This is a genomic window from Enterobacter cloacae complex sp. AR_0002 (genome assembly GCF_001922365.1).
Lineage (GTDB): Bacteria > Pseudomonadota > Gammaproteobacteria > Enterobacterales > Enterobacteriaceae > Enterobacter > Enterobacter hormaechei_C.
The window spans coordinates 781,976-805,918 of sequence record NZ_CP018814.1 but is presented as its reverse complement, the minus strand read 5'-3'; the positions used below and the strand labels follow the sequence as shown (position 1 = coordinate 805,918).

Below are 23,943 nucleotides of genomic sequence, written 5' to 3'. Positions count from 1 at the left end.
TTCCTCCGCTTATCAGCGGATCGTTTAACCTAATGACGCCTTTCATCGCTTTATCTCCCTATTTTCCCGCATCCATGTTGCATTGCATGTGCTCCCAGCCGGTATAGCCTTTCACGTCGGGTACGCTGTCGGGTAAATCTTGCCAGTTAGCCTTAAGTTGCTGCGTGCTGCCCTCGAGCCCCTGCTTAGTCATGTAGACCATTCCCCACGCCCAGCCAGGGGAACGGGGGTCCAGCTTCCCGCTGACTTTATTTCCCATTCCGTCATCCACGGTATAGGCAATCCCCGGCCCGCCGGGCAGAATGCGCGGGTCTTCAAATGGCTTTGATGACATATACAGCCGGTGTTTGGTCTGTAAAAAACCCTGGTCGTTGACGACGGTGAAAGAAATAATATCCTCATAGGATGGTTGGTTAGTACCATCGGGCTCATTAGGCCCTACCGAAAAAAACTGGGGAGACCATGTTTTACCATAATCTTTAGAAATCATTGTTCCTGGGTCATCCCAGGTGGGTATGGCAATATATCGTTCAGAAGGATGAACAAATTTTTTGGTGAAAATCCGATAAAATTGACTGACGGGCCTGGTATGAATACCCCGAAAAGTATCCGTATACCAGAGTTCACCTTCGCAGCCCCAGCCTTTCAATTCGAGAAAACGGTGATCATCGAACCGGTAAACAACCTGTGTGGGCGGTTCTTTAGCCTGGCATCCGGTCGCCAGCACAACGGACGTCGCTGCGAGAACGGTACATAATCCTTTCATCAGTTATCGCCCCGCATCCATATCACAGCGCATATGATCCCAGCCGGTGTACCCCTTCACTTCGGGTACGCTGTCGGGTAAATCTTGCCAGTTAGCTTTAAATTGCTGCGTGCTGTGCTTAAGCCCCTGCTTAGTCATATAGACCATTCCCCAGGCCCAGCCAGGGAAACGGGGGTCCAGCGTATCGCTTACTTTATTTCCCATTCCGTCATCCACGGTATAGGCAATCCCCGGCCCGCCGGGCAGAATGCGCGGGTCTTCAAATGGCTTTGATGACATATACAGCCGGTGTTTGGTTAGTAAAAAGCCCTGATCGTTGACGACGGTGAAAGAAATAATATCCTCATAGGATGGTTGGTTAGTACCATCGGGCTCATTAGGCCCTACCGAAAAAAACTGGGGAGACCATGTTTTACCATAATCTTTTGAAATCATTGTTCCTGGGTCATCCCAGGTGGGTATGGCAATATATCGTTCAGAAGGATGAACAAATTTTTTGGTGAAAATCCGATAAAATTGACTGACGGGCCTGGTATGAATACCCCGAAGAGTATCCGTATACCAGAGTTCACCTTCGCAGCCCCAGCCTTTCAATTCGAGAAAACGGTGATCATCGAACCGGTAAACAACCTGTGTCGGTGGCTCTTTCGCCTGGCACCCGGTTGCCAGCACAACGGACGTAGCTGCGAGAACGGTACATAATCCTTTCATCAGTTATCGCCCCGCATCCATATCACAGCGCATATGATCCCAGCCGGTGTAGCCTTTCACGTCGGGTACGCTGTCGGGTAAATCCTGCCAGTTTGCCTTAAGTTGCTGCGTGCTGCCCTCGAGCCCCTGCTTAGTCATGTAGACCATTCCCCACGCCCAGCCAGGGGAACGGGGTTCCAGCTTCCCGCTGACTTTATTTCCCATTCCGTCATCCACGGTATAGGCAATCCCCGGCCCACCGGGCAGAATGCGCGGGTCTTCAAATGGCTTCGACGACATATACAGCCGATGTTTGGTCAGTAAAAAACCCTGATCGTTGACGACGGTGAAAGAAAGAATATCCTCATAAGGCGCGTAGTCATCGCCATTGGGTTCATTATGATTTGGTGAAAACGCTACGGAGTGCCACGTTTTCCCATAGTCCTTAGATACTATGAATCCACTCGCGCCCCATCCCGTCAGTGCAATATATCGCTCTGATGGATGAATAAATTTACGGGTAAAGAGTCGATAAAACTGACTTACGGGTTCGGTGTGAATGCCTCGCTTAGTATCCGTGTACCAGAGTTCGCCTTCACAATCCCAGCCTTTCAGTTCGAGATAACGATGATCATCAAATCGGTACACCACCTGCGTTGGTGGTTCTTTCGCCTGGCATCCGGTCGCCAGCACAACGGACGTAGCTGCGAGAACGGTACATAATCCTTTCATCAGTTATCGCCCCGCATCCATATCACAGCGCATATGATCCCAGCCGGTGTACTCCTTCACTTCGGGTACGCTGTCGGGTAAATCTTGCCAGTTAGCCTTAAATTGCTGCGTGCTGTGCTTAAGCCCCTGCTTAGTCATATAGACCATTCCCCAGGCCCAGCCAGGGAAACGGGGGTCCAGCGTATCGCTTACTTTATTTCCCATTCCGTCATCCACGGTATAGGCAATCCCCGGCCCGCCGGGCAGAATGCGCGGGTCTTCAAATGGTTTTGACGACATATACAGCTGGTGTTTGGTCTGTAAAAAACCCTGATCGTTGACGACGGTGAAAGAAATAATATCCTCATACGGCGCGTAGTCATCACCATTGGGTTCATTATGATTTGGTGAAAACGCTACAGAGCGCCACGTTTTCCCATAGTCCTTAGATACTATGAATCCACTCACTCCCCATCCCGTCAGTGCAATATATCGCTCTGATGGATGAATAAATTTACGGGTAAAGAGTCGATAAAACTGACTTACGGGTTCGGTGTGAATGCCTCGCTTAGTATCCGTGTACCAGAGTTCGCCTTCACAATCCCACCCTTTCAGTTCGAGATAACGGTGATCATCGAATCGATAAACTACCTGCGTCGGCGGTTCTTTCGCCAGGCATCCGGTCACCAGCACAACAGACGTGGCTGCGAGAACGGTACATAATCCTTTCATCAGTTATCGCCCCGCATCCATATCACAGCGCATATGATCCCAGCCGGTATAGCCCTTCACCTCGGGTACGCTGTCGGGTAAATCTTGCCAGTTAGCCTTAAGTTGCTGCGTGCTGCCCTCGAGTCCCTGCTTAGTCATGTAGACCATTCCCCACGCCCAGCCAGGGGAACGGGGGTCCAGCTTCCCGCTGACTTTATTTCCCATTCCGTCATCCACGGTATAGGCAATCCCCGGCCCGCCGGGCAGAATGCGCGGGTCTTCAAACGGTTTTGACGACATATACAGCCGGTGTTTGGTCAGCATAAATCCCTGGTCCTTAACAACAGTAAAGGAAATAATGTCATCGTAGGGCGGTGAAGAATCTCCATTTGGTTCGTTAGAACCCGCTGAATAAAACTGAGGGGACCAGGTTTTACCATAATCTTTTGAAATTATTGTTCCTGGAGAGCCCCAGGTAGGGATAGCTATATAACGCTCCGATGGATGTATGAATTTTTTGGTGAAGATCTTGTAAAATTGGCTAACAGGTTCCGGCTATCACCGGCCGGGATAAGTATTCAGGACGGAAGCTATAGCCCTGGATATAGGGGATCCCAGAAAGTACGGCGCGATAGTGTTCAGCACGGCTGCCGCGGATAGTCATCGCAGTTATCACAAACCCGGACTTAAACCCGTCAGGTACAGGCCCTGAGGGATAAAACATAATGCCTGGCTGAAGCTCGGGATCGCTGGTTGTCGCCCCCAGAAGACTCTGTCCGTTCAACAGGCGTTCATAACGCAGACGAGCGTAAAATGCGGCGGTTTCCGCCTCTTCACCGTGAAAATCCCCCGCAGTCAGATAGTGATCGGCATAGTGATAGTGTTGGCCTGTCGTTACACCTTCGGGAATATCGCTCGTTTTAACGGTCTTATCCGTCTGCGGCGATTGCGGGTCACGGTAGTTATAGGTGCGAACCAACACATTTTTGGGGATCAGGCCGTGCTGCTCCTCCAGATCGGTAATGTATTCGCTATAACTGGTCATGCCTGAATGTCGGACATAAGGCATCTGTTTGTCGCTGAAGTTGTAACGACGCGCAGAATCCCCAAAAATAACGACGGTTTCCGTTTTCACTTTGTTGTGATTCTCAAATCGGAACCAGATCCCTATCTCTGCCAGCAGCCGACGGATGAACCGCAAATCGGTTTCTTTCCACTGAACGATCATTTCCCGTCGTGGATAACTGTGGCTCAGTTGGTCAAAATCAATGTTGTAGCCGTCAAAGTGACCACTGTCCTTCATCAGCTTTGTAACGAGCTCCGGGACTGTCATGTTCATGTAAACCGCAGAACGGTAATTTTGATCCAGCAGCGCCAGCTCATGCTCCAGCACGCATTCATACAGTGCTTCGTCACCTGAAGACATCAGCCGCGAAAATTGGGTGATCGTGCCATTAATCTGGCGAACCGGCAGCCAGGAGGTTTGCCCATGCCATGAGGCTTCCAGATTGGGTGCACGCAGAATAAACTCAGCCCTTTGATTAAGAACAGCATTAATGGCAATGTTTAGATCCGGACTGGTAAAGCGAATGGTATAGCGATAAGGCTCGCTTAATATCTCTTTTCCTGTAAAAGAATGAACATCTGAAATAACATTTTTGCTACGCGGGAAATACAATAAATATCTGTTTAACGCGTCCTGCCTTTGAGCTACCTCAGATTCCCCTGACATTATTAGCTATCCTTTTAACAAACATTCCGTTCATTAAAAACAATACACCCATCGCTCCCCCATTAAAATACCCAACTTCAGGTTGAATTAATTCACGGGAAGTGAATCTATTCACAGAATAAATAAAAAAGGACCAGACAATTTTATCACACATAAATTCAGAATGATTTATTCATCAAATATATAAGTGAAGGATTATTTAATAATGAAAAATAATACGCCTGGGGTTAGGGATATTAGAAATGTTGTGTAGAGAAGAAGAACTTATACATGCTGGTCACATAAAGTGACCAGCATCAGGCCAGAGGGCCTGCTTTATGCATTGGGCATTTGTTACTGTTTCGCGCCTTCTACCGCTTCGCGAGCCAGTTTAGTGATGCGATCCCAGTCGCCTGCTTCCAGCGCATCCGCCGGAACCAGCCAGGAGCCACCGATGCACAGCACGCTTTTCAGCGCCAGGTAGTCACGGTAGTTGGCCGGAGAGATGCCGCCCGTTGGGCAGAAACGCACCTGGGAGAATGGGCCCGCAATCGCCTGCAACGCTTTGGTGCCGCCGTTCGCTTCAGCCGGGAAGAATTTGAACTCTTTCAGGCCGTAGTCCATGCCCAGCATCAGTTCAGAAACGGTGCTGATACCCGGGATCAGCGGAATAGAACCTTCGGTTGCGGCTTTCAGCAGGGGCTCGGTCAGCCCCGGGCTGATGGCAAACTGTGCGCCCGCTTCGGTCACTTCCGCCAGCTGCTGCGCATTCAGAACCGTACCTGCACCGATGATCGCTTCCGGCACTTCTTTGGCGATAGCGCGAATCGCATCCATCGCACAGGCCGTACGCAGGGTCACTTCCAGAACACGAACGCCACCCGCAACCAGCGCCTTCGCCATTGGGACAGCGTGCTCCAGTTTGTTTACCACAATAACCGGCACGACAGGGCCAGTAGTCAGGATTGCTTCTGCACTTGTTTTCCAGTTTTTCATCAGAGTTTTCTCTCGCCAGATCGTTAAAATCAAGTCGTCTTAAAACGTAATACAGGTTGCGCCCTGCTCCGCACCGGAGAGTTTCTCACGCAATGCACCAAACATTTCGCGTCCGGTACCCACGCGGGATGCGCTCAGGTCAGGAATATGTGGCTGACGCGCCGCCAGCTCTGCTTCGTCCACCAGCAGGGTTAACTCGCCTGTCTGACCGTTAACGCGGATCATGTCACCATCACGCACTTTCGCCAGCAGGCCGCCGTCGTAGGCTTCCGGGGTGACATGAATCGCTGAAGGCACTTTACCGGATGCCCCCGAGAGGCGTCCATCGGTCACCAGTGCAATTTTGAAACGGCGGTCCAATAATACACCAAGCGGCGGCATAAGTTTATGTAATTCTGGCATCCCGTTCGCTTTTGGTCCCTGATGACGCACCACGACCACACAGTCTTTATCAAGCAGACCCGCGTCAAAAGCAGGTAAAACGTCGTGCTGGCTTTCAAACACCACCGCCGGGGCTTCAATCACCTGATTCTCTTCCGGCACGGCAGAGGTTTTCATCACGGCACGTCCAAGGTTACCGCTCAGCACTTTGGTGCCGCCGTGAGGAGAGAATGGCTGTTCGAAGGTTGCGATAACCTGAGGATCGAGCGAGTCGCTCGCCCCTTCGCGCCAGTCCAGCTCACCGTTGTTCAGCCAGGGTTCAAGGGTATAGCGATGCAGGCCAAAGCCCGCCACCGTGTTGACATCCTCATGCAGCAGGCCGCCTTTCAGCAGCTCGCGCATCAGCACCGGCACGCCGCCCGCGGCCTGGAAGTGGTTGATGTCCGCCGGACCGTTCGGGTACAGACGCGCCATCAGCGGTACCACGGAGGAGATATCGGAGAAGTCATCCCAGTTAATCAGAATGCCCGCCGCGCGCGCCATCGCGACAAGGTGCATGGTATGGTTGGTTGAACCGCCGGTCGCCAGCAGGGCGACAATCCCGTTTACGATAACTTTTTCATCCACCATTTTGCCCATTGGCATCCACTCGTTGCCGTTACCGGTCAGGCGCGTCACCTGACGGGCTGCGGCTTCGGTCAGCGCTTTACGCAGTGGCGCATCCGGCTGGATGAACGACGAGCCCGGTAGCTGCATCCCCATAAACTCCACCACCATCTGGTTGGTGTTGGCCGTACCGTAGAACGTACAGGTGCCCGGCGCGTGATAAGACGCGGCTTCCGCTTCCAGCAGTGCCTGACGGTCCGCTTTTCCTTCGGCATACAGCTGACGGATACGGACTTTTTCCTTGTTTGGCAGACCGCTTGCCATCGGGCCTGACGGCACAAAAATCGCTGGCAGGTGGCCAAACGACAGCGCGGCCATCACCAGCCCCGGGACGATTTTGTCGCACACGCCCAGATAAAGCGCGCCATCAAACATATTGTGAGACAGGCCCACTGCCGCTGACATGGCGATCACTTCGCGGCTCAGCAGGGACAGCTCCATACCGTCCTGGCCCTGGGTTACGCCATCACACATGGCCGGCACGCCGCCTGCAACCTGGCCCACTGCGTTCACGCTGTGCAGCGCATTGCGGATGATAGACGGGTAGACCTCATACGGCTGGTGGGCTGAAAGCATGTCGTTATAGGAGGTAATGATGGCGATATTGTTACGCAACATGCTTTTCAGCGCGTCTTTATCACCAGGCTGGCAGGCCGCAAAGCCGTGGGCCAGATTCCCGCAGGCCAGCTGTGAGCGATGGACCGTTTCACTCTTCGCCTGTTCGATGCGGGCAAGGTAGGCAGCACGGGTCTCTTTCGAGCGTTCAACAATGCGTTGTGTTACGCGTAACAATGTCGGATTCATAAAAGCTCCTCTAATTTATCTGTCCAGGCTCGGGAGTTTACACAGTTTCTGACGGTTGTTAACAACGCTGAAACGCCTGATATCCGGAGCACAGGGGCAAAATATCTGAAGGGAGTGTAATAAAAAAAGCTCCGCGGGTGAATCCACGCGGAGCTTAAAAGATAAAAATTATGCCACTTGCTGTGTTAGATCATGTTACCGGTAAAATAACACCTTTGGGCTAGAGAAGGTGGTTATTCAAACTCGTTCCAGGAGCGGCCATCACGGGTGATCATCGCAACGGAGGCGACAGGTCCCCATGTTCCCGCCTGATACGGTTTTGGCGCGTCCTGGTCGGCTGCCCACGCTTCGGTGATGGAGTCGACCCACTTCCACGCCTCTTCCACTTCATCGCGGCGGACGAACAGCGCCTGGATACCACGCATGGTTTCCAGCAGCAGACGCTCGTAAGCATCGGCCAGATGCGTCTGGTTGAAGGTTTCAGAGTAGCTCAGGTCGAGCTTGGTGGTTTGCAGGTTGTGTTTGTGATCAAGACCCGGCACTTTGTTCAGGATCTGAATATCCACACCCTCGTCCGGTTGCAGACGGATGGTCAGTTTGTTCTGCGGCAGTTCCTGCCAGGATTCTTTGAACAGGTTCAGTTCCGGATTTTTGAAGTAGACCACCACTTCGGAGCATTTTGCTGGCAGACGTTTCCCGGTACGCAGGTAGAACGGCACACCGGCCCAGCGCCAGTCGTCGATATCCACGCGGATCGCCACAAACGTCTCGGTGTTGCTGGACTTGTTCGCGCCCTCTTCTTCCAGATAGCCAGGAACTTTTTTCCCCTGGGCAAAACCTGCGGTGTACTGGCCGCGCACGGTTTTCTCACGCACGTTGGAGCGGTCAATACGGCGCAGTGATTTCAGCACTTTCACTTTGGCGTCACGAATGCTGTCGGCCGTCAGATCTGACGGTGGAGACATGGCAATCATGCACAGAATTTGCAGCAGGTGGTTCTGGATCATGTCACGCATCTGGCCGGCCTGGTCGAAGTAGCCCCAACGGCCTTCGATGCCCACCTCTTCCGCCACGGTAATTTCCACGTGGTCGATAGTGCGGTTGTCCCAGTTGTTCACAAACAGGGAGTTGGCAAAACGCAGCGCCAGCAGGTTCAGTACCGTCTCTTTGCCCAGATAGTGGTCAATACGGTAAACCTGACACTCCTCAAAGAACTCGCCTACCTGGTCGTTGATTTCACGCGAGGTCGCCAGCGACGTACCCAGCGGTTTCTCCATCACTACACGCGCCGGTTTGGCGTTCAGCTTCGCCTCGCCCAGACCTTTGCAGATGGCGCCGAAGGTGCTTGGCGGCATGGCGAAATAGTTAATAGTGACACGATTTTCCTGGTCAAGCATTTCACCCAGACGGGTAAAGGCGCCTACATCGTTGACGTCCAAGTTGCAGAAATCGAGACGCCCGCTCAGCTTATCCCAAAGGCTTTCATCGATTTTCTCTTTCATGAACGTTTCGAGCGCCTCACGCACGACTTTGGTATAAGCCTCCTTATCCCAGTCTGCGCGCCCTACCCCAAGGATCCGGGTGTCGGGATGGATCTGGCCCGCTTTTTCGAGCTGATACAGGGAAGGCAGCAATTTTCGGCGTGCAAGATCGCCTTTCGCGCCGAAAATGACCAGGTCACATGCCTGGGCTGTTTGCGTTACCGCCATGTCATTCTCCTCAGTTAGATCGCCTGGTACTCTGCCAGGTATCGTTGTAATTTTATTACAATGCACTGTACTGCTTTTACGCGTTTCCTGAAACCATTAGCGCTTAACGTCGCGTGCGATACGGTGATTTTTCGTCGCCTGGGCCATTACGCCCGTCTGATGACGCAACAAACGTCGATTCTTTGCGCAACGGGGTCAGAGCAAAACCCGACGTCGATCAAGTAATGAAAAAAAACAACAACATTTCTTGTCGACGATTACCCTTTCGGGAGTCCTGGGGGTAATATCGGCTAAATCGAATCAAGGTTTCATCTCTTTATGAAATCGTTTATGCCCTCATGAGCGTCTTGTTAACAATGAACATGCTGGAAAAAATCCAGTTTCAACTGGAACACCTTAGCAAATCCGAGCGCAAAGTGGCTGAAGTTATTCTCGCCGCGCCCGCTCAGGCGATTCATTCAAGCATCGCCGCTCTGGCACAGGAATCGGGCGTCAGCGAACCGACGGTCAATCGATTCTGTCGTAGTCTGGACACGCGCGGCTTTCCTGATTTTAAACTGCATCTGGCCCAAAGTCTGGCAAACGGCACCCCGTATGTTAATCGCAATGTCGATGAAGACGACAGCGTTGATGCATACACCGCAAAAATATTTGAATCGGCAATGGCCACGCTCGACCACGTTCGCCAGTCTCTGGACATGAGTTCAGTAAATCGCGCGGTCGATCTTCTCACGCAGGCCAAACGGATTGCCTTCTTTGGCCTTGGCTCGTCCGCCGCCGTGGCGCATGACGCCATGAATAAGTTCTTTCGCTTTAACGTGCCGGTGATTTACTCCGATGACATTGTGCTGCAACGCATGAGCTGTATGAATTGTAGCGAAGATGATGTCGTGGTACTCATCTCTCATACGGGCCGCACCAAGAGCCAGGTGGAGCTGGCGCAGCTCGCGCGTGACAACGATGCGATGGTCATCGCCCTGACGACGGCAGGTACGCCGCTCGCCCGGGAAGCGACGCTCGCCATTACCCTGGACGTACCGGAGGATACCGACATGTACATGCCGATGGTCTCCCGCCTGGCGCAGTTGACGGTCATCGACGTACTGGCGACCGGTTTTACCTTACGCCGGGGCGCAAAATTCCGGGATAACTTGAAGCGGGTCAAGGAAGCCCTGAAAGAATCGCGTTTTGATAAAGAATTGCTTATAAAGAGCGATGTTCCCTAATAACGACGAAGTACGATTTACGGCATTCGGTCCCCTCGCTACTGCCTTGCGATAGATGAAGGCCGATTCTATGTTCACGCAACACCAAAGTTGTTTCAGTCAACGGAGTATTACATGTCCAGAAGGCTTCGCAGAACCAAGATCGTCACCACCTTAGGCCCGGCCACCGACCGCGATAATAACCTCGAAAAGATTATCGCCGCGGGTGCTAACGTGGTGCGTATGAACTTCTCTCACGGTACGCCAGAAGACCATAAATTACGTGCCGACAAAGTGCGTGAAATCGCAGCTAAACTGGGCCGCCATGTTGCTATCCTCGGTGACCTGCAAGGTCCAAAAATCCGCGTATCGACCTTTAAAGAAGGCAAAGTCTTCCTCAACATCGGCGATAAATTCCTGCTGGACGCCAACCTGAGCAAAGGCGAAGGCGATAAGGAAAAAGTGGGTATCGACTACAAAGGTCTGCCTGCTGACGTTGTGCCTGGCGACATCCTGCTGCTGGACGACGGACGCGTACAGCTGAAAGTGCTGGAAGTTCAGGGTATGAAGGTGTTCACCGAAGTGACCGTCGGCGGCCCGCTCTCCAACAACAAAGGCATCAACAAACTCGGCGGTGGCCTGTCTGCCGAAGCGCTGACCGATAAAGACAAAGCGGATATCGTGACCGCAGCGCAGATCGGCGTGGATTATCTGGCCGTCTCCTTCCCGCGCTGCGGTGAAGATCTGAACTATGCTCGCCGCCTGGCGCGCGATGCAGGCTGCGATGCGAAAATCGTTGCAAAAGTGGAACGCGCTGAAGCGGTCTGCGATCAGGACGCGATGGACGACGTGATCCTGGCGTCTGACGTGGTGATGGTTGCCCGTGGTGACCTGGGCGTGGAAATTGGCGACCCTGAACTGGTCGGTATCCAGAAAGCGCTGATCCGTCGCGCGCGTCAGCTGAACCGCGCGGTGATCACCGCCACCCAGATGATGGAATCCATGATCACCAACCCAATGCCGACCCGTGCAGAAGTCATGGACGTGGCGAACGCCGTGCTGGATGGTACTGACGCGGTGATGCTGTCAGCGGAAACCGCGGCGGGCCAGTATCCGGCGGAAACCGTGGCCGCCATGGCGCGCGTCTGCCTGGGTGCAGAGAAGATCCCAAGCATTAACGTCTCCAAGCACCGCCTGGATATCCAGTTCGACAATGTGGAAGAAGCGATTGCGATGTCCGCGATGTACGCAGCCAACCACCTGAAAGGGGTCACGGCGATCATCACCATGACCGAATCTGGCCGTACCGCGCTAATGACGTCCCGTATCAGCTCCGGTCTGCCGATCTTCGCCATGTCCCGTCACGAGCGTACGCTGAACCTGACGGCGCTGTATCGCGGCGTGACGCCAGTATACTTCGACAGCACCAACGACGGCGTGGCCGCCGCGCACGATGCCGTGAACCTGCTGCGCGACAAAGGTTATCTGGTATCCGGTGATATCGTTATCGTGACGCAGGGTGACGTGATGAGCACCATCGGCTCAACCAATACCACCCGCGTACTGACCGTAGAGTAAGCTCTGATCCCCTCTCCCCTAAGGGGAGAGGGGTGAAGGTTTCCTATTTCTTCGGGAAAAGTTCTTTACGCTTGTACGGCTCTGTTTCGCCAGGTTTACGCGTTTTGAGCAGCTTCAGGATCCACGTATATTGCTCCTTATGCGGCCCCACCAGCACTTCCACCTCTTCATTCATGCGTCGTGCGATGGTGTGATCGTCTGCGGTCAGCAGATCGTCCATCGGCGGACGTACCTCAATGCTCAGGCGATGCGTTTTACCGTCATAAGCCGGGAACAGTGGGATCACGCGGGCGCGGCAGACTTTCATCAGGCGACCAATCGCTGGTAGCGTGGCTTTATAGGTTGCGAAGAAATCGACAAACTCGCTGTGCTCAGGACCATGGTCCTGATCGGGCAGATAGTAGCCCCAGTAACCCTGACGTACCGACTGAATGAAAGGCTTAATGCCATCGTTTCGGGCGTGCAAGCGTCCGCCAAAGCGACGGCGCACGGTATTCCAGACGAAATCGTAGATTTTGTTTCCCTGATTATGGAACATCGCCGCCATTTTCTGGCCCTGCGACGCCATTAACATCGCCGGAATGTCGACCCCCCAGCCGTGCGGCACCAGGAAAATCACCTTTTCATCATTGCGACGCATCTCGTCGATGATCTCCAGCCCTTTCCAGTCAACGCGTTCGACGATCTTCTCCGGCCCTTTCAGTGCCAGTTCCGCCATCATCGCCATCGCCTGCGGCGCAGTGGTATACATGTCATCAATGATTGCTTCGCGTTCAGCGTCGCTTTTATCCGGGAAACAGTACAACAGGTTTATTTGCGCGCGTCGGCGCGCGCTTTTACCCAAGCGCCCTGCCAGGCGCCCCACTTTACCGAGCACCGGATCGCGAAGGGAAGCAGGTAGCAACGCCATGCCAGCAAACGCATATACGCCAATCCAGGCGCCCCAGTTACGCGGGTGGCGAAAAGATTTTTCAAACTCAGGAATGTACTCAATATTGTTTTTTTTGGTTTCCATGCGGGTTCCAGGGTCTGGTGACGCAAAAATATATGCGGATAGTGTAGCGAGGCTGCCGCCCGCGCACAAAAGAAAAAGCCGGCGCATACTGACGCCGGCTTTTTAAATCAGGAGAGCTTAGTCGAAGCGAAGCTGCGGCATCACCTCTTTCACCTGCGCCAGGTAATCTTTGCGATCTTTCCCGGTCAGCCCTTCGGTGCGCGGCAGTTTCGCCGTCAGCGGGTTAACCGCCTGCTGGTTGATCCACACTTCATAGTGCAGGTGCGGCCCCGTCGACCGGCCGGTGTTACCGGACAGCGCGATGCGATCGCCACGTTTCACCTTCTGGCCCGGTTTGACCAGCAGTTTACGCAGGTGCATGTAGCGGGTGGTGTACGTACGACCGTGACGAATAGCAACGTAATAGCCAGCAGCACCGCTGCGTTTCGCCATGACCACTTCACCATCTCCTACCGCCAGCACTGGCGTGCCCTGCGGCATAGCGAAGTCAACGCCACGGTGCGGCGCTACGCGGCCCGTTACCGGGTTCAGACGACGCGGGTTAAAGTTGGAGGAGACGCGGAACTGTTTCGCCGTTGGGAAACGCAGGAAGCCTTTTGCCAGACCCGTACCGCTGCGGTCATAGAACTTACCGTCTTCCGCGCGAATAGCGTAGTAGTCTTTGCCGTCTGAACGCAGACGAACGCCCACCAGCTGGCTCTGCTCGCGCTTACCGTCCAGCATTTCGCGGGACATCAGGACAGAGAACTGATCGCCTTTTTTCAGTTTGCGGAAATCCATCTGCCACTGCATGGCTTTGATCACCGAGCTGATTTCAGCGCTGGTCAGGCCGGCATCGCGTGCGCTGGAAACAAAGCTGCCGCCGACGGTTCCTTTCATGACGCTGTTAACCCAGTCGCCCTGCTGCAATTCACTGGTCATTTTGAAACCGTTTGCAGTGCGATCGTAGGTGCGGGTTTCGCGACGGGACATCTCCCAGGTCAGACGTTGCAGATCGCCGTCGGGCGTTAAGGTCCAGGAAAGTTGCTGACCAATTTTCAGGTTACGCAGCTCTTTATCGGATGCGGCGAGCTGGCTGATGTTGCCCATGTCGATACCGTACTGGTTCAGGACGCTGCTCAGCGTATCGCCAGTGGATACAACATATTCATGAATGCCAGCTTCATTCTGGATCTTGTCATCCAGCTCATCCTGGGGAATCGCTTCATCTTCCTGAGCGGCCTGATCGATAGGCTCGCTGGCCTCGGGCAGCAGAGAGCGGATCTCGCTCTTCTCCAGTTCGATGGTTTTGATGATTGGGGCGGAACTCGGGTGGTAAACATAGGGCCGCCAGACGGCGACCGCTAATGTGAGAACTGTAAGCGACCCCAGCATAACGCGGTGGGGTCGAGGCAGATTGTTAAATGCCAGGGCGACAGAGCGGGCTATCTGTTGCACGTATTCACTTCCTCGTTAATCTCCTTTCAGGCAGCTCGCATACTGATTCGCCAGTTGGCTGAGGAACTGCGAATAGCTCGCTTTGCTCAACTGGATGTTCGTACCTAGCGGGTCAAGGGTTCCCATGCGCACGGATGTTCCCCTGGCCACGGCTTCTACGACCGCTGGCCTGAACTGTGGCTCAGCAAAAACGCATGTCGCTTTTTGCTCAACCAACTGTGTTCTGATTTCATGTAAACGCTGCGCACCAGGCTGAATTTCAGGGTTGACGGTAAAATGCCCCAGCGGGGTCAGACCGTAATGTTTCTCGTAATACCCGTAGGCATCATGAAAAACGAAGTACCCTTTTCCTTTAAGCGGTGCGAGCTCGTTACCCACCTGTTTGTCGGTTGCGGCTAATTGAGCCTCAAAATCCTTCAGGTTGGCGTCGAGTTTGATTCGACTTTGCGGCATAAGTTCCACTAATTTGTCGTGGATTGCAACCGCTGTAAGCCGCGCTATCTCTGGGGAGAGCCAGAGATGCATGTTGTATTCACCGTGATGGTGATGGTCGTCACCTTTTTCACCATGAGCATGGTCGTGGTCATGCTCATCACCCTCGTCCTCAGCTCCTTTCATGAGTAACGGTTTCACGCCGGACAGCCCGGCAATCGTCACCTGTTTCTCAGCGGGAAGCTGTCTGGCTGACTTCTGCATGAACGCTTCCATCTCAGGACCAATCCAGACGACTAAGTCCGCGTTCTGTAAGCGTTTTACATCAGATGGACGCAGAGAATAATCATGCTCGGAAGCCCCGTCAGGCAGCAGAACCTGTGTCTCAGTGATCCCGTCCGCGATGGCAGAGGCGATAAATCCAAGCGGTTTAAGCGAAGCGACAACAGCGGCGTTAACATCTTGTGCTGTTGTACCCCAAAGAGCAGCGGATAAAGCTGCGAAAAGAAGCGTATTTTTCTGTAACATAATGCGACTAATCATCGTAATGAATGCGTGGAATGTGATATTATAACATTCGATGACTTCTGCAAGCTTAAATTGACATGACGACTTTAGTTTCTCTTGAAAATGTTTCGGTCTCATTCGGCCAGCGCCGCGTCCTTTCTGACGTGTCGCTGAATCTGAAGCCCGGCAAAATACTCACGCTGCTCGGCCCTAACGGTGCAGGCAAATCGACGCTGGTGCGCGTCGTATTAGGCCTGGTAGCCCCTGACGCAGGTGTTATCGTCCGCGAAGACAAATTGCGTATCGGCTATGTGCCGCAAAAATTACATCTTGATGCCACCCTGCCCCTGACGGTGAGCCGCTTCCTGCGCCTCCGTCCCGGTACGCGTAAAGCGGATATCCTCCCGGCGCTGAAACGCGTTCAGGCGGGACATCTTGTTGAGGCGCCCTTGCAAAAGCTGTCGGGCGGTGAAACCCAGCGCGTATTGCTTGCCCGTGCCCTGCTCAGCAGCCCTCAGCTGCTGGTCCTGGACGAGCCGACGCAGGGTGTTGACGTCAACGGTCAGGTTGCGCTGTACGATCTGATTGACCAGCTCCGTCGGGAGCTTAACTGCGCGGTGCTGATGGTCTCCCATGATCTGCATCTGGTGATGGCCAAAACCGACGAAGTACTGTGCCTGAACCATCACATTTGTTGTTCCGGCACGCCGGAAGTGGTGTCAATGCATCCCGAATTTATCTCCATGTTTGGCCATCGTGGCGCCGAACAGCTGGGCATCTATCGCCATAATCACAATCACCGCCATGATTTACAGGGACGAATTGTCCTGCGTCGGGGAAATGGACACTCATGATTGAACTGTTACTGCCCGGCTGGCTGGCCGGGATTATGCTTGCCTGCGCCGCGGGTCCACTCGGCTCGTTTGTCGTCTGGCGCAGAATGTCCTATTTCGGCGATACGCTGGCCCATGCTTCATTGCTGGGTGTCGCGTTTGGTTTATTACTGGACGTGAACCCGTTTTATGCGGTGATTGTCGTCACGCTGCTGCTGGCTGCCGGTCTGGTCTGGCTGGAAAAACGCCCTCACCTGGCAATTGATACCCTGCTCGGCATTATGGCGCACAGCGCCCTGTCGCTGGGCCTAGTGGTAGTGAGCCTGATGTCAAACATCCGCGTAGATCTGATGGCCTACCTGTTTGGCGATCTGCTGGCCGTCACGCCCGAAGATCTCATTTCCATTGCCATTGGCGTGGCGGTGGTGCTCGGGATCCTGCTGTGGCAGTGGCGGAGTTTACTGGCGATGACCGTCAGCCCGGATCTGGCCTTTGTCGACGGCGTGAAGCTTCAGCGCGTGAAGCTGCTGTTGATGCTGGTGACGGCGTTAACCATCGGTGTGGCGATGAAGTTTGTCGGCGCGCTGATCATCACGTCGCTGCTGATAATCCCTGCCGCCACGGCGCGCCGTTTTGCGCGTACGCCGGAGCAAATGGCCGGTATCGCGGTGATTATCGGAATGATTGCGGTGACGGGCGGGTTAACCTTCTCGGCGTTTTATGACACGCCAGCGGGGCCGTCGGTGGTATTGTGCGCGGCGGTGTTGTTTATTTTCAGTATGATGAAAAAGACCGCGCAGTAGTCAGCATGTCCCCGGTGGCGCTTCGCTTACCGGGGCTAGAATTTATCGCTACTTACGGCATCGCGGGCGGCGTAATGCCGAAATGATTCCACGCCCGCACCGTCGCCATACGACCGCGCGGGGTACGCTGCAAGAAGCCTTGCTGGATCAGATACGGCTCCAGCACATCTTCGATAGTCTCACGCTCTTCGCCAATTGCCGCCGCCAGGTTATCCAGCCCTACTGGCCCGCCAAAGAACTTATCCAGCACCGCCAGCAGCAGCTTACGGTCCATATAGTCAAAACCTTCAGCATCGACGTTCAGCATATCCAGCGCCTGGGCGGCGATCTCGGCCGATATAGTGCCGTCGTGCTTCACCTCGGCAAAGTCACGCACCCGGCGCAGCAGGCGGTTGGCGATACGCGGCGTACCGCGGGAGCGCTTCGCCACTTCAAACGCCCCCTCTTCGCTCATATCCAGCCCCATGTAGCGCGCGCTGCGCCCCACAATATGCTGAAGGTCGGGCACCTGATAAAACTCCAGACGCTGCACGATACCAAAACGGTCACGCAGTGGAGAGGTCAGCGAGCCGGCGCGGGTCGTGGCGCCAATCAGGGTAAACGGTGGCAGATCGATTTTGATCGAGCGCGCGGCCGGACCTTCACCGATCATGATATCCAGCTGGTAATCCTCCATTGCCGGATAGAGCACTTCCTCCACCACCGGCGACAGGCGATGGATCTCGTCGATAAACAGCACGTCATGCGGTTCGAGGTTGGTCAGCATCGCCGCCAGGTCCCCTGCTTTCTCCAGTACCGGGCCGGAAGTGGTACGCAGGTTAACGCCCATTTCGTTGGCGACGATATTCGCCAGGGTGGTTTTACCTAACCCCGGCGGACCAAAAATCAGCAGGTGATCGAGCGCATCGCCGCGCAGCTTTGCCGCCTGGATGAAAATCTCCATCTGAGAACGAACCTGCGGCTGGCCGATATACTCATCCAGCAGTTTGGGACGGATCGCGCGATCCACCACGTCATCTGGCTGAATGGTGCCTGCCGATACCAGGCGGTCTGCTTCAATCATCCTTTACCTCACAATGCAGCGCGCAGCGCTTCACGAATCAGGGTTTCACTGCTGGCATCCGGTTTAGCAATTTTGCTCACCATCCGGCTGGCCTCCTGAGGTTTATAGCCCAGCGCCACCAGCGCGGCAACCGCTTCCTGCTCGGCATCATCATCCGATGCAGGCGCGCCCGGGGAAGTCAGCACCAGATCGGCTGCCGGCGTGAACAGATCGCCATGCAGACCTTTAAAGCGGTCCTTCATCTCGACAATTAAACGCTCGGCAGTTTTCTTCCCGATGCCCGGAAGTTTAATTAACGCAGCCGGATCTTCACGCTCAACGGCGTTCACAAACTGTGGCGCTGACATACCGGACAGAATCGCAAGCGCCAGCTTCGGCCCGACGCCGTTGGTTTTGATCAATTCGCGGAACAGGGTGCGTTCCTGTTTGTTATTGAATCCGTACAGCAGCTGAGCGTCTTCACGCACCACAAACTGGGTAAAGACAACCGCCTCTTTGCCCGCCTCCGGAAGCTCGTAGAAGCAGGTCATCGGCATATGGACTTCATAGCCCACGCCACCCACTTCCAGCAGCACTAACGGGGGTTGTTTTTCAATGATGATGCCTCTGAGTCTGCCTATCACGTGACGCTCCTGCGTTCTGGAAGAAATTATCTGCCGACATAATAAAAAAAGGCTGGATAAACATCCAGCCTGATTTGTCATTATCGTAACCTGCCTCGCGCCAGATTGAGCCGCGACTCGCTCATTTGCATCGCATTCTGGCTGACGTGACAGTGGGTAATCGCAATGGCCAGCGCATCCGCGGCGTCGGCCTGCGGGTTCGCAGGGAGCTTCAGCAGGGTACGCACCATGTGCTGCACCTGGCTTTTCTCCGCGCTACCAATGCCCACCACCGTCTGCTTAACCTGACGGGCCGCATACTCGAACACCGGCAGATCCTGGTTCACGGCGGCAACAATCGCCACGCCGCGCGCCTGACCGAGCTTTAACGCCGAGTCAGCGTTTTTCGCCATAAAGACCTGCTCGATGGCGAAATAGTCCGGCTGAAACTGAGTGATGATCTCCGACACGCCCGCATAGATGAGCTTCAGGCGCGACGGCAGATCGTCCACTTTGGTGCGAATACACCCACTGCCGAGGTAGGTTAACTGGCGTCCCACCTGACGGATAACGCCATACCCGGTGACGCGTGAGCCTGGGTCAATCCCGAGGATAATCGACATCACGCGTCTCCTGTAACGGATCTACACGCTCTCATCAGAGAGTCGCTGCAACCTCATCAGAGATTTCACCGTTGTGGTACACTTCCTGTACGTCGTCGCAGTCTTCGAGCATGTCGATCAGACGCAGCAGTTTCGGTGCGGTTTCCGCATCCATGTCCGCTTTGGTAGACGGGATCATGGAGACTTCAGCGTTATCCGCCTTCAGGCCAGCCGCTTCCAGCGCATCGCGCACGGCACCCATCTCTTCCCATGCGGTGTAAACATCAATAGCGCCGTCGTCGTAGGTCACCACGTCTTCCGCACCGGCTTCCAGCGCCGCTTCCATGATCGCATCTTCGTCGCCTTTCTCGAAGGAGATGACGCCTTTTTTGCTGAACAGGTACGCTACAGAACCGTCAGTGCCCAGGTTGCCGCCGGTTTTGGTGAACGCGTGGCGCACTTCCGCAACGGTACGGTTACGGTTGTCGGACAGACACTCAACCATCACCGCCGTACCGCCAGGACCGTAACCTTCATAAATGATGGTTTCCATGTTCGCGTCTTCATCACCGCCCACGCCACGTGCGATTGCACGGTTCAGGGTGTCACGCGTCATGTTGTTGGACAGGGCTTTATCCACCGCTGCGCGCAGACGTGGGTTAGAGGCCGGATCGCCGCCGCCCAGACGCGCCGCTGTCACCAGCTCACGAATGATTTTGGTAAAGATTTTACCGCGTTTGGCATCCTGTGCCGCTTTGCGGTGTTTGGTGTTGGCCCACTTACTATGACCTGCCATAAAAAGTTCTCCAAAAATCGCGCCTTCTCAGGCAGCGTTAATTACAAATTCTTCAATCGCCTGCCGGTTGCTCCACGACTTGGTCAGTGCGGCGGCATCCGCCGCATCCACCCAGCGGTAGGTCAGGTGTTCCGTGAACACGATCTCCCGCTCATGGGGAAGCGCAAGGCAGAACCATGATTCCGTATTGCGCTCAATTCCCGGTGCATAGCGATGACGTAAATGGCTAAAAATTTCAAACTCCACCGTGCGCTGACAGTCCTTCAGGGTCAGTTGCTCGTAAGCAACATCAATGGCGACCTCTTCCTTTACTTCACGCGCGGCGGCCTGCGGTGCGGTCTCCCCCTCTTCCAGGCTGCCGGTAACCGACTGCCAGAAATCCGGATCGTCGCGCCGCTGCAACATCAGCACCCGCTTCGTGTCTTCTGCATAAATGACCACCAGAACCGAAACGGGACGCTTATATGCCATATCAGTTTTTCTCTTCCTTCTTCACCACCTCAATGCCCAGCTCAGCCAGTGCGGCCGGGTTGGCAAAGCTTGGCGCTTCGGTCATCAGACACGCGGCGGCAGTGGTTTTCGGGAAGGCGATCACATCACGGATGTTATCGGTGCCGGTCAGCAGCATGGTCAGACGGTCAAGACCGAAAGCCAGACCCGCGTGCGGAGGCGTACCGTATTTCAGCGCGTCCAGCAGGAAGCCGAACTTCTCGCGCTGCTCCTGTTCGTTGATGCCCAGGATGCCGAACACGGTCTGCTGCATTTCACCGCTGTGAATACGCACGGAACCACCGCCCACTTCGTAGCCGTTGATGACCATATCGTAGGCGTTTGCCACTGCGTCTTCCGGTGCTGCCTTCAGCTCTGCCGGCGTCATGTCTTTTGGCGAGGTGAACGGGTGGTGCATCGCGGTCAGGCCGCCTTCACCGTCGTCTTCAAACATCGGGAAGTCGATCACCCACAGCGGCGCCCATTTACTTTCGTCGGTCAGGTTCAGGTCTTTGCCGAGCTTCAGACGCAGCGCGCCCATCGCATCCGCAACCACTTTCTTGTTATCTGCGCCGAAGAAGATCATGTCGCCGTCCTGCGCGCCGGTGCGCTCCAGGATCGCTTCCACGATGTCCGCGTTCAGGAATTTCGCCACCGGGCTGGTGATACCTTCCAGACCTTTCGCACGCTCGGTCACTTTAATATAGGCCAGACCTTTCGCGCCGTAGATCTTGATGAAGTTGCCGTAGTCGTCGATCTGCTTACGGCTCAGAGCCGCTCCGCCCGGCACGCGCAGTGCCGCCACGCGGCCTTTCGGATCGTTAGCCGGGCCAGCAAAGACCGCGAACTCAACGGCTTTCACCAGGTCTGCCACGTCCACCAGCTCCATCGGGTTACGCAGGTCTGGTTTGTCGGAGCCGTAGCGACGCTCGGCTTCCGCGAAGGTCATGATTGGGAAATCGCCCAGTTCGACGCCTTTCACGTCGTTCCACAGGCTACGTACCAGGGCTTCCATCACTTCACGCACCTGCTCAGCGGTCATGAAGGAGGTTTCCACATCGATCTGGGTAAATTCTGGCTGACGGTCAGCGCGCAGGTCTTCGTCGCGGAAGCATTTCACGATCTGATAGTAGCGATCGAAGCCAGACATCATCAGCAGCTGTTTGAACAGCTGTGGAGACTGCGGCAGCGCATAGAATTTGCCTTTATGGACGCGGGATGGCACCAGGTAATCGCGCGCGCCTTCCGGCGTGGCTTTGGTCAGCATCGGGGTTTCGATATCAAGGAAACCGTGGTCATCCATAAAACGGCGCACCAGGCTGGTGATTTTCGCACGGGTTTTCAGGCGCTGAGCCATTTCCGGACGACGCAGATCCAGGTAGCGGTATTTCAGACGCGCTTCTTCGGTGTTGACGTGGTTGGAGTCCAGCGGCAACGCTTCCGCGCGGTTGATGATCGTCAGATCGGACGCCAGCACTTCGATAGCGCCGGTCGCCATGTCGGCGTTGACGTTTTTCTCGTCACGCGCACGCACGGTGCCCGTCACCTGAATGCAGAACTCATTGCGCAGCTCAGAAGCCAGCTTCAACGCATCAGCGCGATCCGGATCGAAGAACACCTGAACGATACCTTCGCGGTCACGCATATCAATAAAGATAAGGCTACCAAGATCGCGACGACGATTGACCCAACCACACAGGGTGACCTGCTGCCCGACGTGGGACTGACGCAGCTGCCCGCAATATTCTGTACGCATGAGATATCCCTTAATTAGCCGCAGGCTGATTGTCGCCTGTCTCGCAGGCTACGATGTCGCAGCTTTCTGTATGTCACAACTGGATGAAAAAAGGCGGCTATTATACTGGAAATTCTGCCGCACGATAAGAGCGAAGCACGACCTGACGCGCGTTTGCTGAACTCTTATTGCCTATTCTCACAAAAATTAACAAAATTATCCGACCGATAACAGGCCATCACGTCGTAAGGTGTAGAAAAGCAATCATTTGACGGGAGCGACGATGTTTACACTTGATGCCACCAAAACCGCCCTTGTGGTCATTGATTTACAGGAAGGCATTCTGCCTTTTGCCGGTGGTCCGCACACCGCTGACGATGTGGTCAGCCGCGCTGCGCGCCTGGCAGAAAAATGCCGCGCCAGCGGCTCGCCTGTTGTTATGGTGCGCGTCGGCTGGTCCGCTGATTTCGCCGAAGCGTTAAAACAGCCGGTTGATGCTCAGGCCCCGGCGCAGGCGCTGCCGGACAACTGGTGGACATATCCTGTCTCGCTCGGTAAACGCGACAGCGATATAGAAGTCACCAAACGCCAGTGGGGCGCATTCTACGGCACCGACCTGGAGCTCCAGCTGCGCCGTCGCGGGATCGACACGATTATTCTGTGCGGGATCTCCACCAATATCGGTGTGGAATCCACCGCCCGTAACGCCTGGGAGCTGGGCTTTAACCTGGTGATCGCGGAAGATGCGTGCAGCGCAGCCTCTGCGGATCAGCACCAGTGCAGCATGACCCATATCTTCCCGCGTATCGGTCGCGTGCGCAGCACGGATGAGATCCTCAGCGCGCTATGATGTACGTGGGCCTGCCCCAGTGGTCGCACCCGAAATGGGTGCGCCTGGGTATTACCAGCCTTGAAGAGTATGCCCGACACTTTAACTGCGTGGAGGGCAATACCACGCTGTACGCCCTGCCCCGCGCGGAGATCGTCGAACGCTGGCGTGAGCAAACCACCGACGACTTCCGCTTTTGCTTTAAATTCCCGGCGACCATCTCCCACAACGCCGCGCTGCGCAACTGCGATGATTTAACCCACGAGTTTTTCACCCGGATGTCGCCTCTGGCCAACCGTATTGGCCAGTACTGGCTCCAGCTTCCCGCCGCGTTTGGCCCACGCGACCTGCCCGCCCTCTGGCAGTTTCTCGAGGCCCTGCCACTTGATTTCACCTACGGCGTAGAAGTGAGGCATCCGGAATTCTTTGCCAAAGGCGACGCGGAGAAAGCGCTCAATCGCGGCCTGCATGAACGATCGGTCAACCGCGTGATCCTCGACAGCCGCCCCGTGCACAGCGCAATCCCGCACAGCGAAGCCGTTGTTGATGCCCAGCGCAAAAAACCGAAAGTGCCCGTCCATGCGATCGTAACGGCGCAGAACCCGATGGTCCGGTTTATCGGCAGCGATAACATGCAGCAAAATGAGGAGATGTTCGCCGTCTGGCTGCAAACGCTGGCGAAATGGGAGCACACCACCACGCCGTACCTTTTTTTACATACGCCGGATATCGCACAGGCGCCTGAACTGGTCGATGCTCTCTGGCAGGCCTTGCAGCAGGCGGTTCCGTCGGTTGGCCCCGCGCCGTCCATCCCACAACAATCTTCTCTTTTCTGAAATCACCCCCTATCATAGAGACGTGCCATCTGCCAA

General features: G+C 55.0%; 24 protein-coding genes. 6 read left to right on the top strand and 18 right to left on the bottom strand.

Annotation, left to right across the window (positions count from 1 at the left end):
- Nucleotides 1–58 precede the first annotated feature (58 nt).
- The 9 genes from AM329_RS03960 to zwf form a co-directional block, all read right to left on the bottom strand.
- Entirely contained in the window at nucleotides 59–766 is a 708-nt protein-coding gene (locus tag AM329_RS03960; RefSeq protein ID WP_032659013.1) for a hypothetical protein, read from the bottom strand.
- A gap of 3 nt (nucleotides 767–769) precedes the next feature.
- Entirely contained in the window at nucleotides 770–1,477 is a 708-nt protein-coding gene (locus tag AM329_RS03955; protein WP_039267600.1) for a hypothetical protein, read from the bottom strand.
- Between the two features lie 3 nt (nucleotides 1,478–1,480).
- On the bottom strand, nucleotides 1,481–2,188 hold the full coding sequence (locus AM329_RS03950) for a hypothetical protein (RefSeq protein WP_039264792.1): 708 nt from the start codon (nucleotides 2,186–2,188) through the stop codon (nucleotides 1,481–1,483).
- Between the two features lie 3 nt (nucleotides 2,189–2,191).
- The gene (locus AM329_RS03945) at nucleotides 2,192–2,899 is read right to left on the bottom strand and encodes a hypothetical protein (RefSeq protein ID WP_039264793.1); all 708 of its coding nucleotides are present in this window, start codon (nucleotides 2,897–2,899) and stop codon (nucleotides 2,192–2,194) included.
- Nucleotides 2,900–2,902: 3 nt separating this feature from the next.
- Nucleotides 2,903–3,202, bottom strand: a complete 300-nt coding sequence (locus AM329_RS26300) for a hypothetical protein (RefSeq protein ID WP_052215443.1) — start codon at nucleotides 3,200–3,202, stop codon at nucleotides 2,903–2,905.
- A gap of 217 nt (nucleotides 3,203–3,419) precedes the next feature.
- Nucleotides 3,420–4,610 (bottom strand): type VI secretion system Vgr family protein, encoded by a 1,191-nt coding sequence (locus tag AM329_RS03935; RefSeq protein ID WP_223831764.1) that lies wholly within the window; start codon nucleotides 4,608–4,610, stop codon nucleotides 3,420–3,422.
- A gap of 333 nt (nucleotides 4,611–4,943) precedes the next feature.
- Nucleotides 4,944–5,585 (bottom strand): bifunctional 4-hydroxy-2-oxoglutarate aldolase/2-dehydro-3-deoxy-phosphogluconate aldolase, encoded by a 642-nt coding sequence (kdgA, locus tag AM329_RS03930; protein WP_003859774.1) that lies wholly within the window; start codon nucleotides 5,583–5,585, stop codon nucleotides 4,944–4,946.
- A 39-nt stretch (nucleotides 5,586–5,624) separates the two neighbouring features.
- Complete coding sequence (gene edd / locus AM329_RS03925) at nucleotides 5,625–7,436, bottom strand: phosphogluconate dehydratase (RefSeq protein WP_015570284.1); 1,812 nt, start codon at nucleotides 7,434–7,436, stop codon at nucleotides 5,625–5,627.
- 233 nt (nucleotides 7,437–7,669) lie between these two features.
- Nucleotides 7,670–9,145 carry a glucose-6-phosphate dehydrogenase gene (zwf, locus tag AM329_RS03920; protein ID WP_003859771.1) on the bottom strand — a complete coding sequence of 492 codons (1,476 nt, stop codon included), beginning with the start codon at nucleotides 9,143–9,145 and terminating at the stop codon, nucleotides 7,670–7,672.
- 356 nt (nucleotides 9,146–9,501) lie between these two features.
- On the opposite strand from zwf, the gene AM329_RS03915 reads away from it, so the two are divergent.
- Both AM329_RS03915 and pyk read left to right on the top strand, forming a co-directional pair.
- Nucleotides 9,502–10,371, top strand: coding sequence for a MurR/RpiR family transcriptional regulator (locus tag AM329_RS03915; protein ID WP_003859769.1), 870 nt, complete (start codon nucleotides 9,502–9,504; stop codon nucleotides 10,369–10,371).
- A gap of 114 nt (nucleotides 10,372–10,485) precedes the next feature.
- On the top strand, nucleotides 10,486–11,928 hold the full coding sequence (pyk, locus tag AM329_RS03910) for a pyruvate kinase (RefSeq protein WP_003859767.1): 1,443 nt from the start codon (nucleotides 10,486–10,488) through the stop codon (nucleotides 11,926–11,928).
- A 43-nt stretch (nucleotides 11,929–11,971) separates the two neighbouring features.
- Here pyk and lpxM read toward each other — a convergent pair whose 3' ends face one another.
- The 3 genes from lpxM to znuA form a co-directional block, all read right to left on the bottom strand.
- Nucleotides 11,972–12,943: a lauroyl-Kdo(2)-lipid IV(A) myristoyltransferase gene (lpxM, locus tag AM329_RS03905; protein ID WP_022651444.1), complete on the bottom strand. Its 972-nt coding sequence runs from the start codon at nucleotides 12,941–12,943 to the stop codon at nucleotides 11,972–11,974.
- A 117-nt stretch (nucleotides 12,944–13,060) separates the two neighbouring features.
- Nucleotides 13,061–14,380 carry a murein DD-endopeptidase MepM gene (gene mepM / locus AM329_RS03900; protein ID WP_003859762.1) on the bottom strand — a complete coding sequence of 440 codons (1,320 nt, stop codon included), beginning with the start codon at nucleotides 14,378–14,380 and terminating at the stop codon, nucleotides 13,061–13,063.
- 15 nt (nucleotides 14,381–14,395) lie between these two features.
- Nucleotides 14,396–15,340 carry a zinc ABC transporter substrate-binding protein ZnuA gene (gene znuA, locus AM329_RS03895; RefSeq protein ID WP_032610246.1) on the bottom strand — a complete coding sequence of 315 codons (945 nt, stop codon included), beginning with the start codon at nucleotides 15,338–15,340 and terminating at the stop codon, nucleotides 14,396–14,398.
- A gap of 77 nt (nucleotides 15,341–15,417) precedes the next feature.
- On the opposite strand from znuA, the gene znuC reads away from it, so the two are divergent.
- Both znuC and znuB read left to right on the top strand, forming a co-directional pair.
- Entirely contained in the window at nucleotides 15,418–16,173 is a 756-nt protein-coding gene (znuC, locus tag AM329_RS03890; protein ID WP_003859757.1) for a zinc ABC transporter ATP-binding protein ZnuC, read from the top strand.
- Nucleotides 16,170–16,955 carry a zinc ABC transporter permease subunit ZnuB gene (gene znuB, locus AM329_RS03885; protein WP_003859755.1) on the top strand — a complete coding sequence of 262 codons (786 nt, stop codon included), beginning with the start codon at nucleotides 16,170–16,172 and terminating at the stop codon, nucleotides 16,953–16,955. Before znuC ends, znuB begins: the two co-directional genes overlap by 4 nt.
- 52 nt (nucleotides 16,956–17,007) lie before the next feature.
- On the opposite strand, the gene ruvB is transcribed toward znuB, so the two are convergent.
- From ruvB to aspS, 6 genes are all read right to left on the bottom strand, one after another.
- On the bottom strand, nucleotides 17,008–18,018 hold the full coding sequence (gene ruvB, locus AM329_RS03880; RefSeq protein ID WP_003859753.1) for a Holliday junction branch migration DNA helicase RuvB: 1,011 nt from the start codon (nucleotides 18,016–18,018) through the stop codon (nucleotides 17,008–17,010).
- A gap of 8 nt (nucleotides 18,019–18,026) precedes the next feature.
- Nucleotides 18,027–18,641: a Holliday junction branch migration protein RuvA gene (gene ruvA, locus AM329_RS03875; RefSeq protein WP_003859751.1), complete on the bottom strand. Its 615-nt coding sequence runs from the start codon at nucleotides 18,639–18,641 to the stop codon at nucleotides 18,027–18,029.
- 80 nt (nucleotides 18,642–18,721) lie between these two features.
- Nucleotides 18,722–19,243, bottom strand: a complete 522-nt coding sequence (gene ruvC, locus AM329_RS03870; protein ID WP_003859749.1) for a crossover junction endodeoxyribonuclease RuvC — start codon at nucleotides 19,241–19,243, stop codon at nucleotides 18,722–18,724.
- 34 nt (nucleotides 19,244–19,277) lie between these two features.
- Entirely contained in the window at nucleotides 19,278–20,018 is a 741-nt protein-coding gene (locus AM329_RS03865; protein WP_003859747.1) for a YebC/PmpR family DNA-binding transcriptional regulator, read from the bottom strand.
- Between the two features lie 27 nt (nucleotides 20,019–20,045).
- Nucleotides 20,046–20,489, bottom strand: a complete 444-nt coding sequence (nudB, locus tag AM329_RS03860; RefSeq protein WP_003859745.1) for a dihydroneopterin triphosphate diphosphatase — start codon at nucleotides 20,487–20,489, stop codon at nucleotides 20,046–20,048.
- A 1-nt stretch (nucleotide 20,490) separates the two neighbouring features.
- Nucleotides 20,491–22,263, bottom strand: coding sequence for an aspartate--tRNA ligase (gene aspS, locus AM329_RS03855; protein ID WP_003859743.1), 1,773 nt, complete (start codon nucleotides 22,261–22,263; stop codon nucleotides 20,491–20,493).
- A gap of 262 nt (nucleotides 22,264–22,525) precedes the next feature.
- On the opposite strand from aspS, the gene AM329_RS03850 reads away from it, so the two are divergent.
- On the top strand, nucleotides 22,526–23,092 hold the full coding sequence (locus AM329_RS03850; protein WP_032609519.1) for a hydrolase: 567 nt from the start codon (nucleotides 22,526–22,528) through the stop codon (nucleotides 23,090–23,092).
- Nucleotides 23,089–23,907, top strand: coding sequence for a DUF72 domain-containing protein (locus AM329_RS03845; protein ID WP_032609521.1), 819 nt, complete (start codon nucleotides 23,089–23,091; stop codon nucleotides 23,905–23,907). The genes AM329_RS03850 and AM329_RS03845 overlap by 4 nt, the downstream gene beginning before the upstream one ends.
- Nucleotides 23,908–23,943 lie beyond the last annotated feature (36 nt).

Excerpts from the sequence above, each read along its gene's own strand:
- znuB (WP_003859755.1), top strand. The coding sequence starts at position 16,170 with ATGATTGAACTGTTACTGCCCGGCTGGCTGGCCGGGATTATGCTTGCC.
- zwf (WP_003859771.1), bottom strand. The coding sequence starts at position 9,145 with ATGGCGGTAACGCAAACAGCCCAGGCATGTGACCTGGTCATTTTCGGC.
- AM329_RS03850 (WP_032609519.1), top strand. The coding sequence starts at position 22,526 with ATGTTTACACTTGATGCCACCAAAACCGCCCTTGTGGTCATTGATTTA.
- aspS (WP_003859743.1), bottom strand. The coding sequence starts at position 22,263 with ATGCGTACAGAATATTGCGGGCAGCTGCGTCAGTCCCACGTCGGGCAG.
- AM329_RS03960 (WP_032659013.1), bottom strand. The coding sequence starts at position 766 with ATGAAAGGATTATGTACCGTTCTCGCAGCGACGTCCGTTGTGCTGGCG.
- AM329_RS03865 (WP_003859747.1), bottom strand. The coding sequence starts at position 20,018 with ATGGCAGGTCATAGTAAGTGGGCCAACACCAAACACCGCAAAGCGGCA.
- AM329_RS03945 (WP_039264793.1), bottom strand. The coding sequence starts at position 2,899 with ATGAAAGGATTATGTACCGTTCTCGCAGCCACGTCTGTTGTGCTGGTG.
- edd (WP_015570284.1), bottom strand. The coding sequence starts at position 7,436 with ATGAATCCGACATTGTTACGCGTAACACAACGCATTGTTGAACGCTCG.
- AM329_RS03935 (WP_223831764.1), bottom strand. The coding sequence starts at position 4,610 with ATGTCAGGGGAATCTGAGGTAGCTCAAAGGCAGGACGCGTTAAACAGA.
- AM329_RS26300 (WP_052215443.1), bottom strand. The coding sequence starts at position 3,202 with ATGCTGACCAAACACCGGCTGTATATGTCGTCAAAACCGTTTGAAGAC.
- pyk (WP_003859767.1), top strand. The coding sequence starts at position 10,486 with ATGTCCAGAAGGCTTCGCAGAACCAAGATCGTCACCACCTTAGGCCCG.
- AM329_RS03845 (WP_032609521.1), top strand. The coding sequence starts at position 23,089 with ATGATGTACGTGGGCCTGCCCCAGTGGTCGCACCCGAAATGGGTGCGC.
- ruvB (WP_003859753.1), bottom strand. The coding sequence starts at position 18,018 with ATGATTGAAGCAGACCGCCTGGTATCGGCAGGCACCATTCAGCCAGAT.
- kdgA (WP_003859774.1), bottom strand. The coding sequence starts at position 5,585 with ATGAAAAACTGGAAAACAAGTGCAGAAGCAATCCTGACTACTGGCCCT.
- AM329_RS03915 (WP_003859769.1), top strand. The coding sequence starts at position 9,502 with ATGAACATGCTGGAAAAAATCCAGTTTCAACTGGAACACCTTAGCAAA.
- nudB (WP_003859745.1), bottom strand. The coding sequence starts at position 20,489 with ATGGCATATAAGCGTCCCGTTTCGGTTCTGGTGGTCATTTATGCAGAA.
- AM329_RS03950 (WP_039264792.1), bottom strand. The coding sequence starts at position 2,188 with ATGAAAGGATTATGTACCGTTCTCGCAGCTACGTCCGTTGTGCTGGCG.
- ruvC (WP_003859749.1), bottom strand. The coding sequence starts at position 19,243 with ATGTCGATTATCCTCGGGATTGACCCAGGCTCACGCGTCACCGGGTAT.
- znuC (WP_003859757.1), top strand. The coding sequence starts at position 15,418 with ATGACGACTTTAGTTTCTCTTGAAAATGTTTCGGTCTCATTCGGCCAG.
- AM329_RS03955 (WP_039267600.1), bottom strand. The coding sequence starts at position 1,477 with ATGAAAGGATTATGTACCGTTCTCGCAGCTACGTCCGTTGTGCTGGCA.
- lpxM (WP_022651444.1), bottom strand. The coding sequence starts at position 12,943 with ATGGAAACCAAAAAAAACAATATTGAGTACATTCCTGAGTTTGAAAAA.
- znuA (WP_032610246.1), bottom strand. The coding sequence starts at position 15,340 with ATGTTACAGAAAAATACGCTTCTTTTCGCAGCTTTATCCGCTGCTCTT.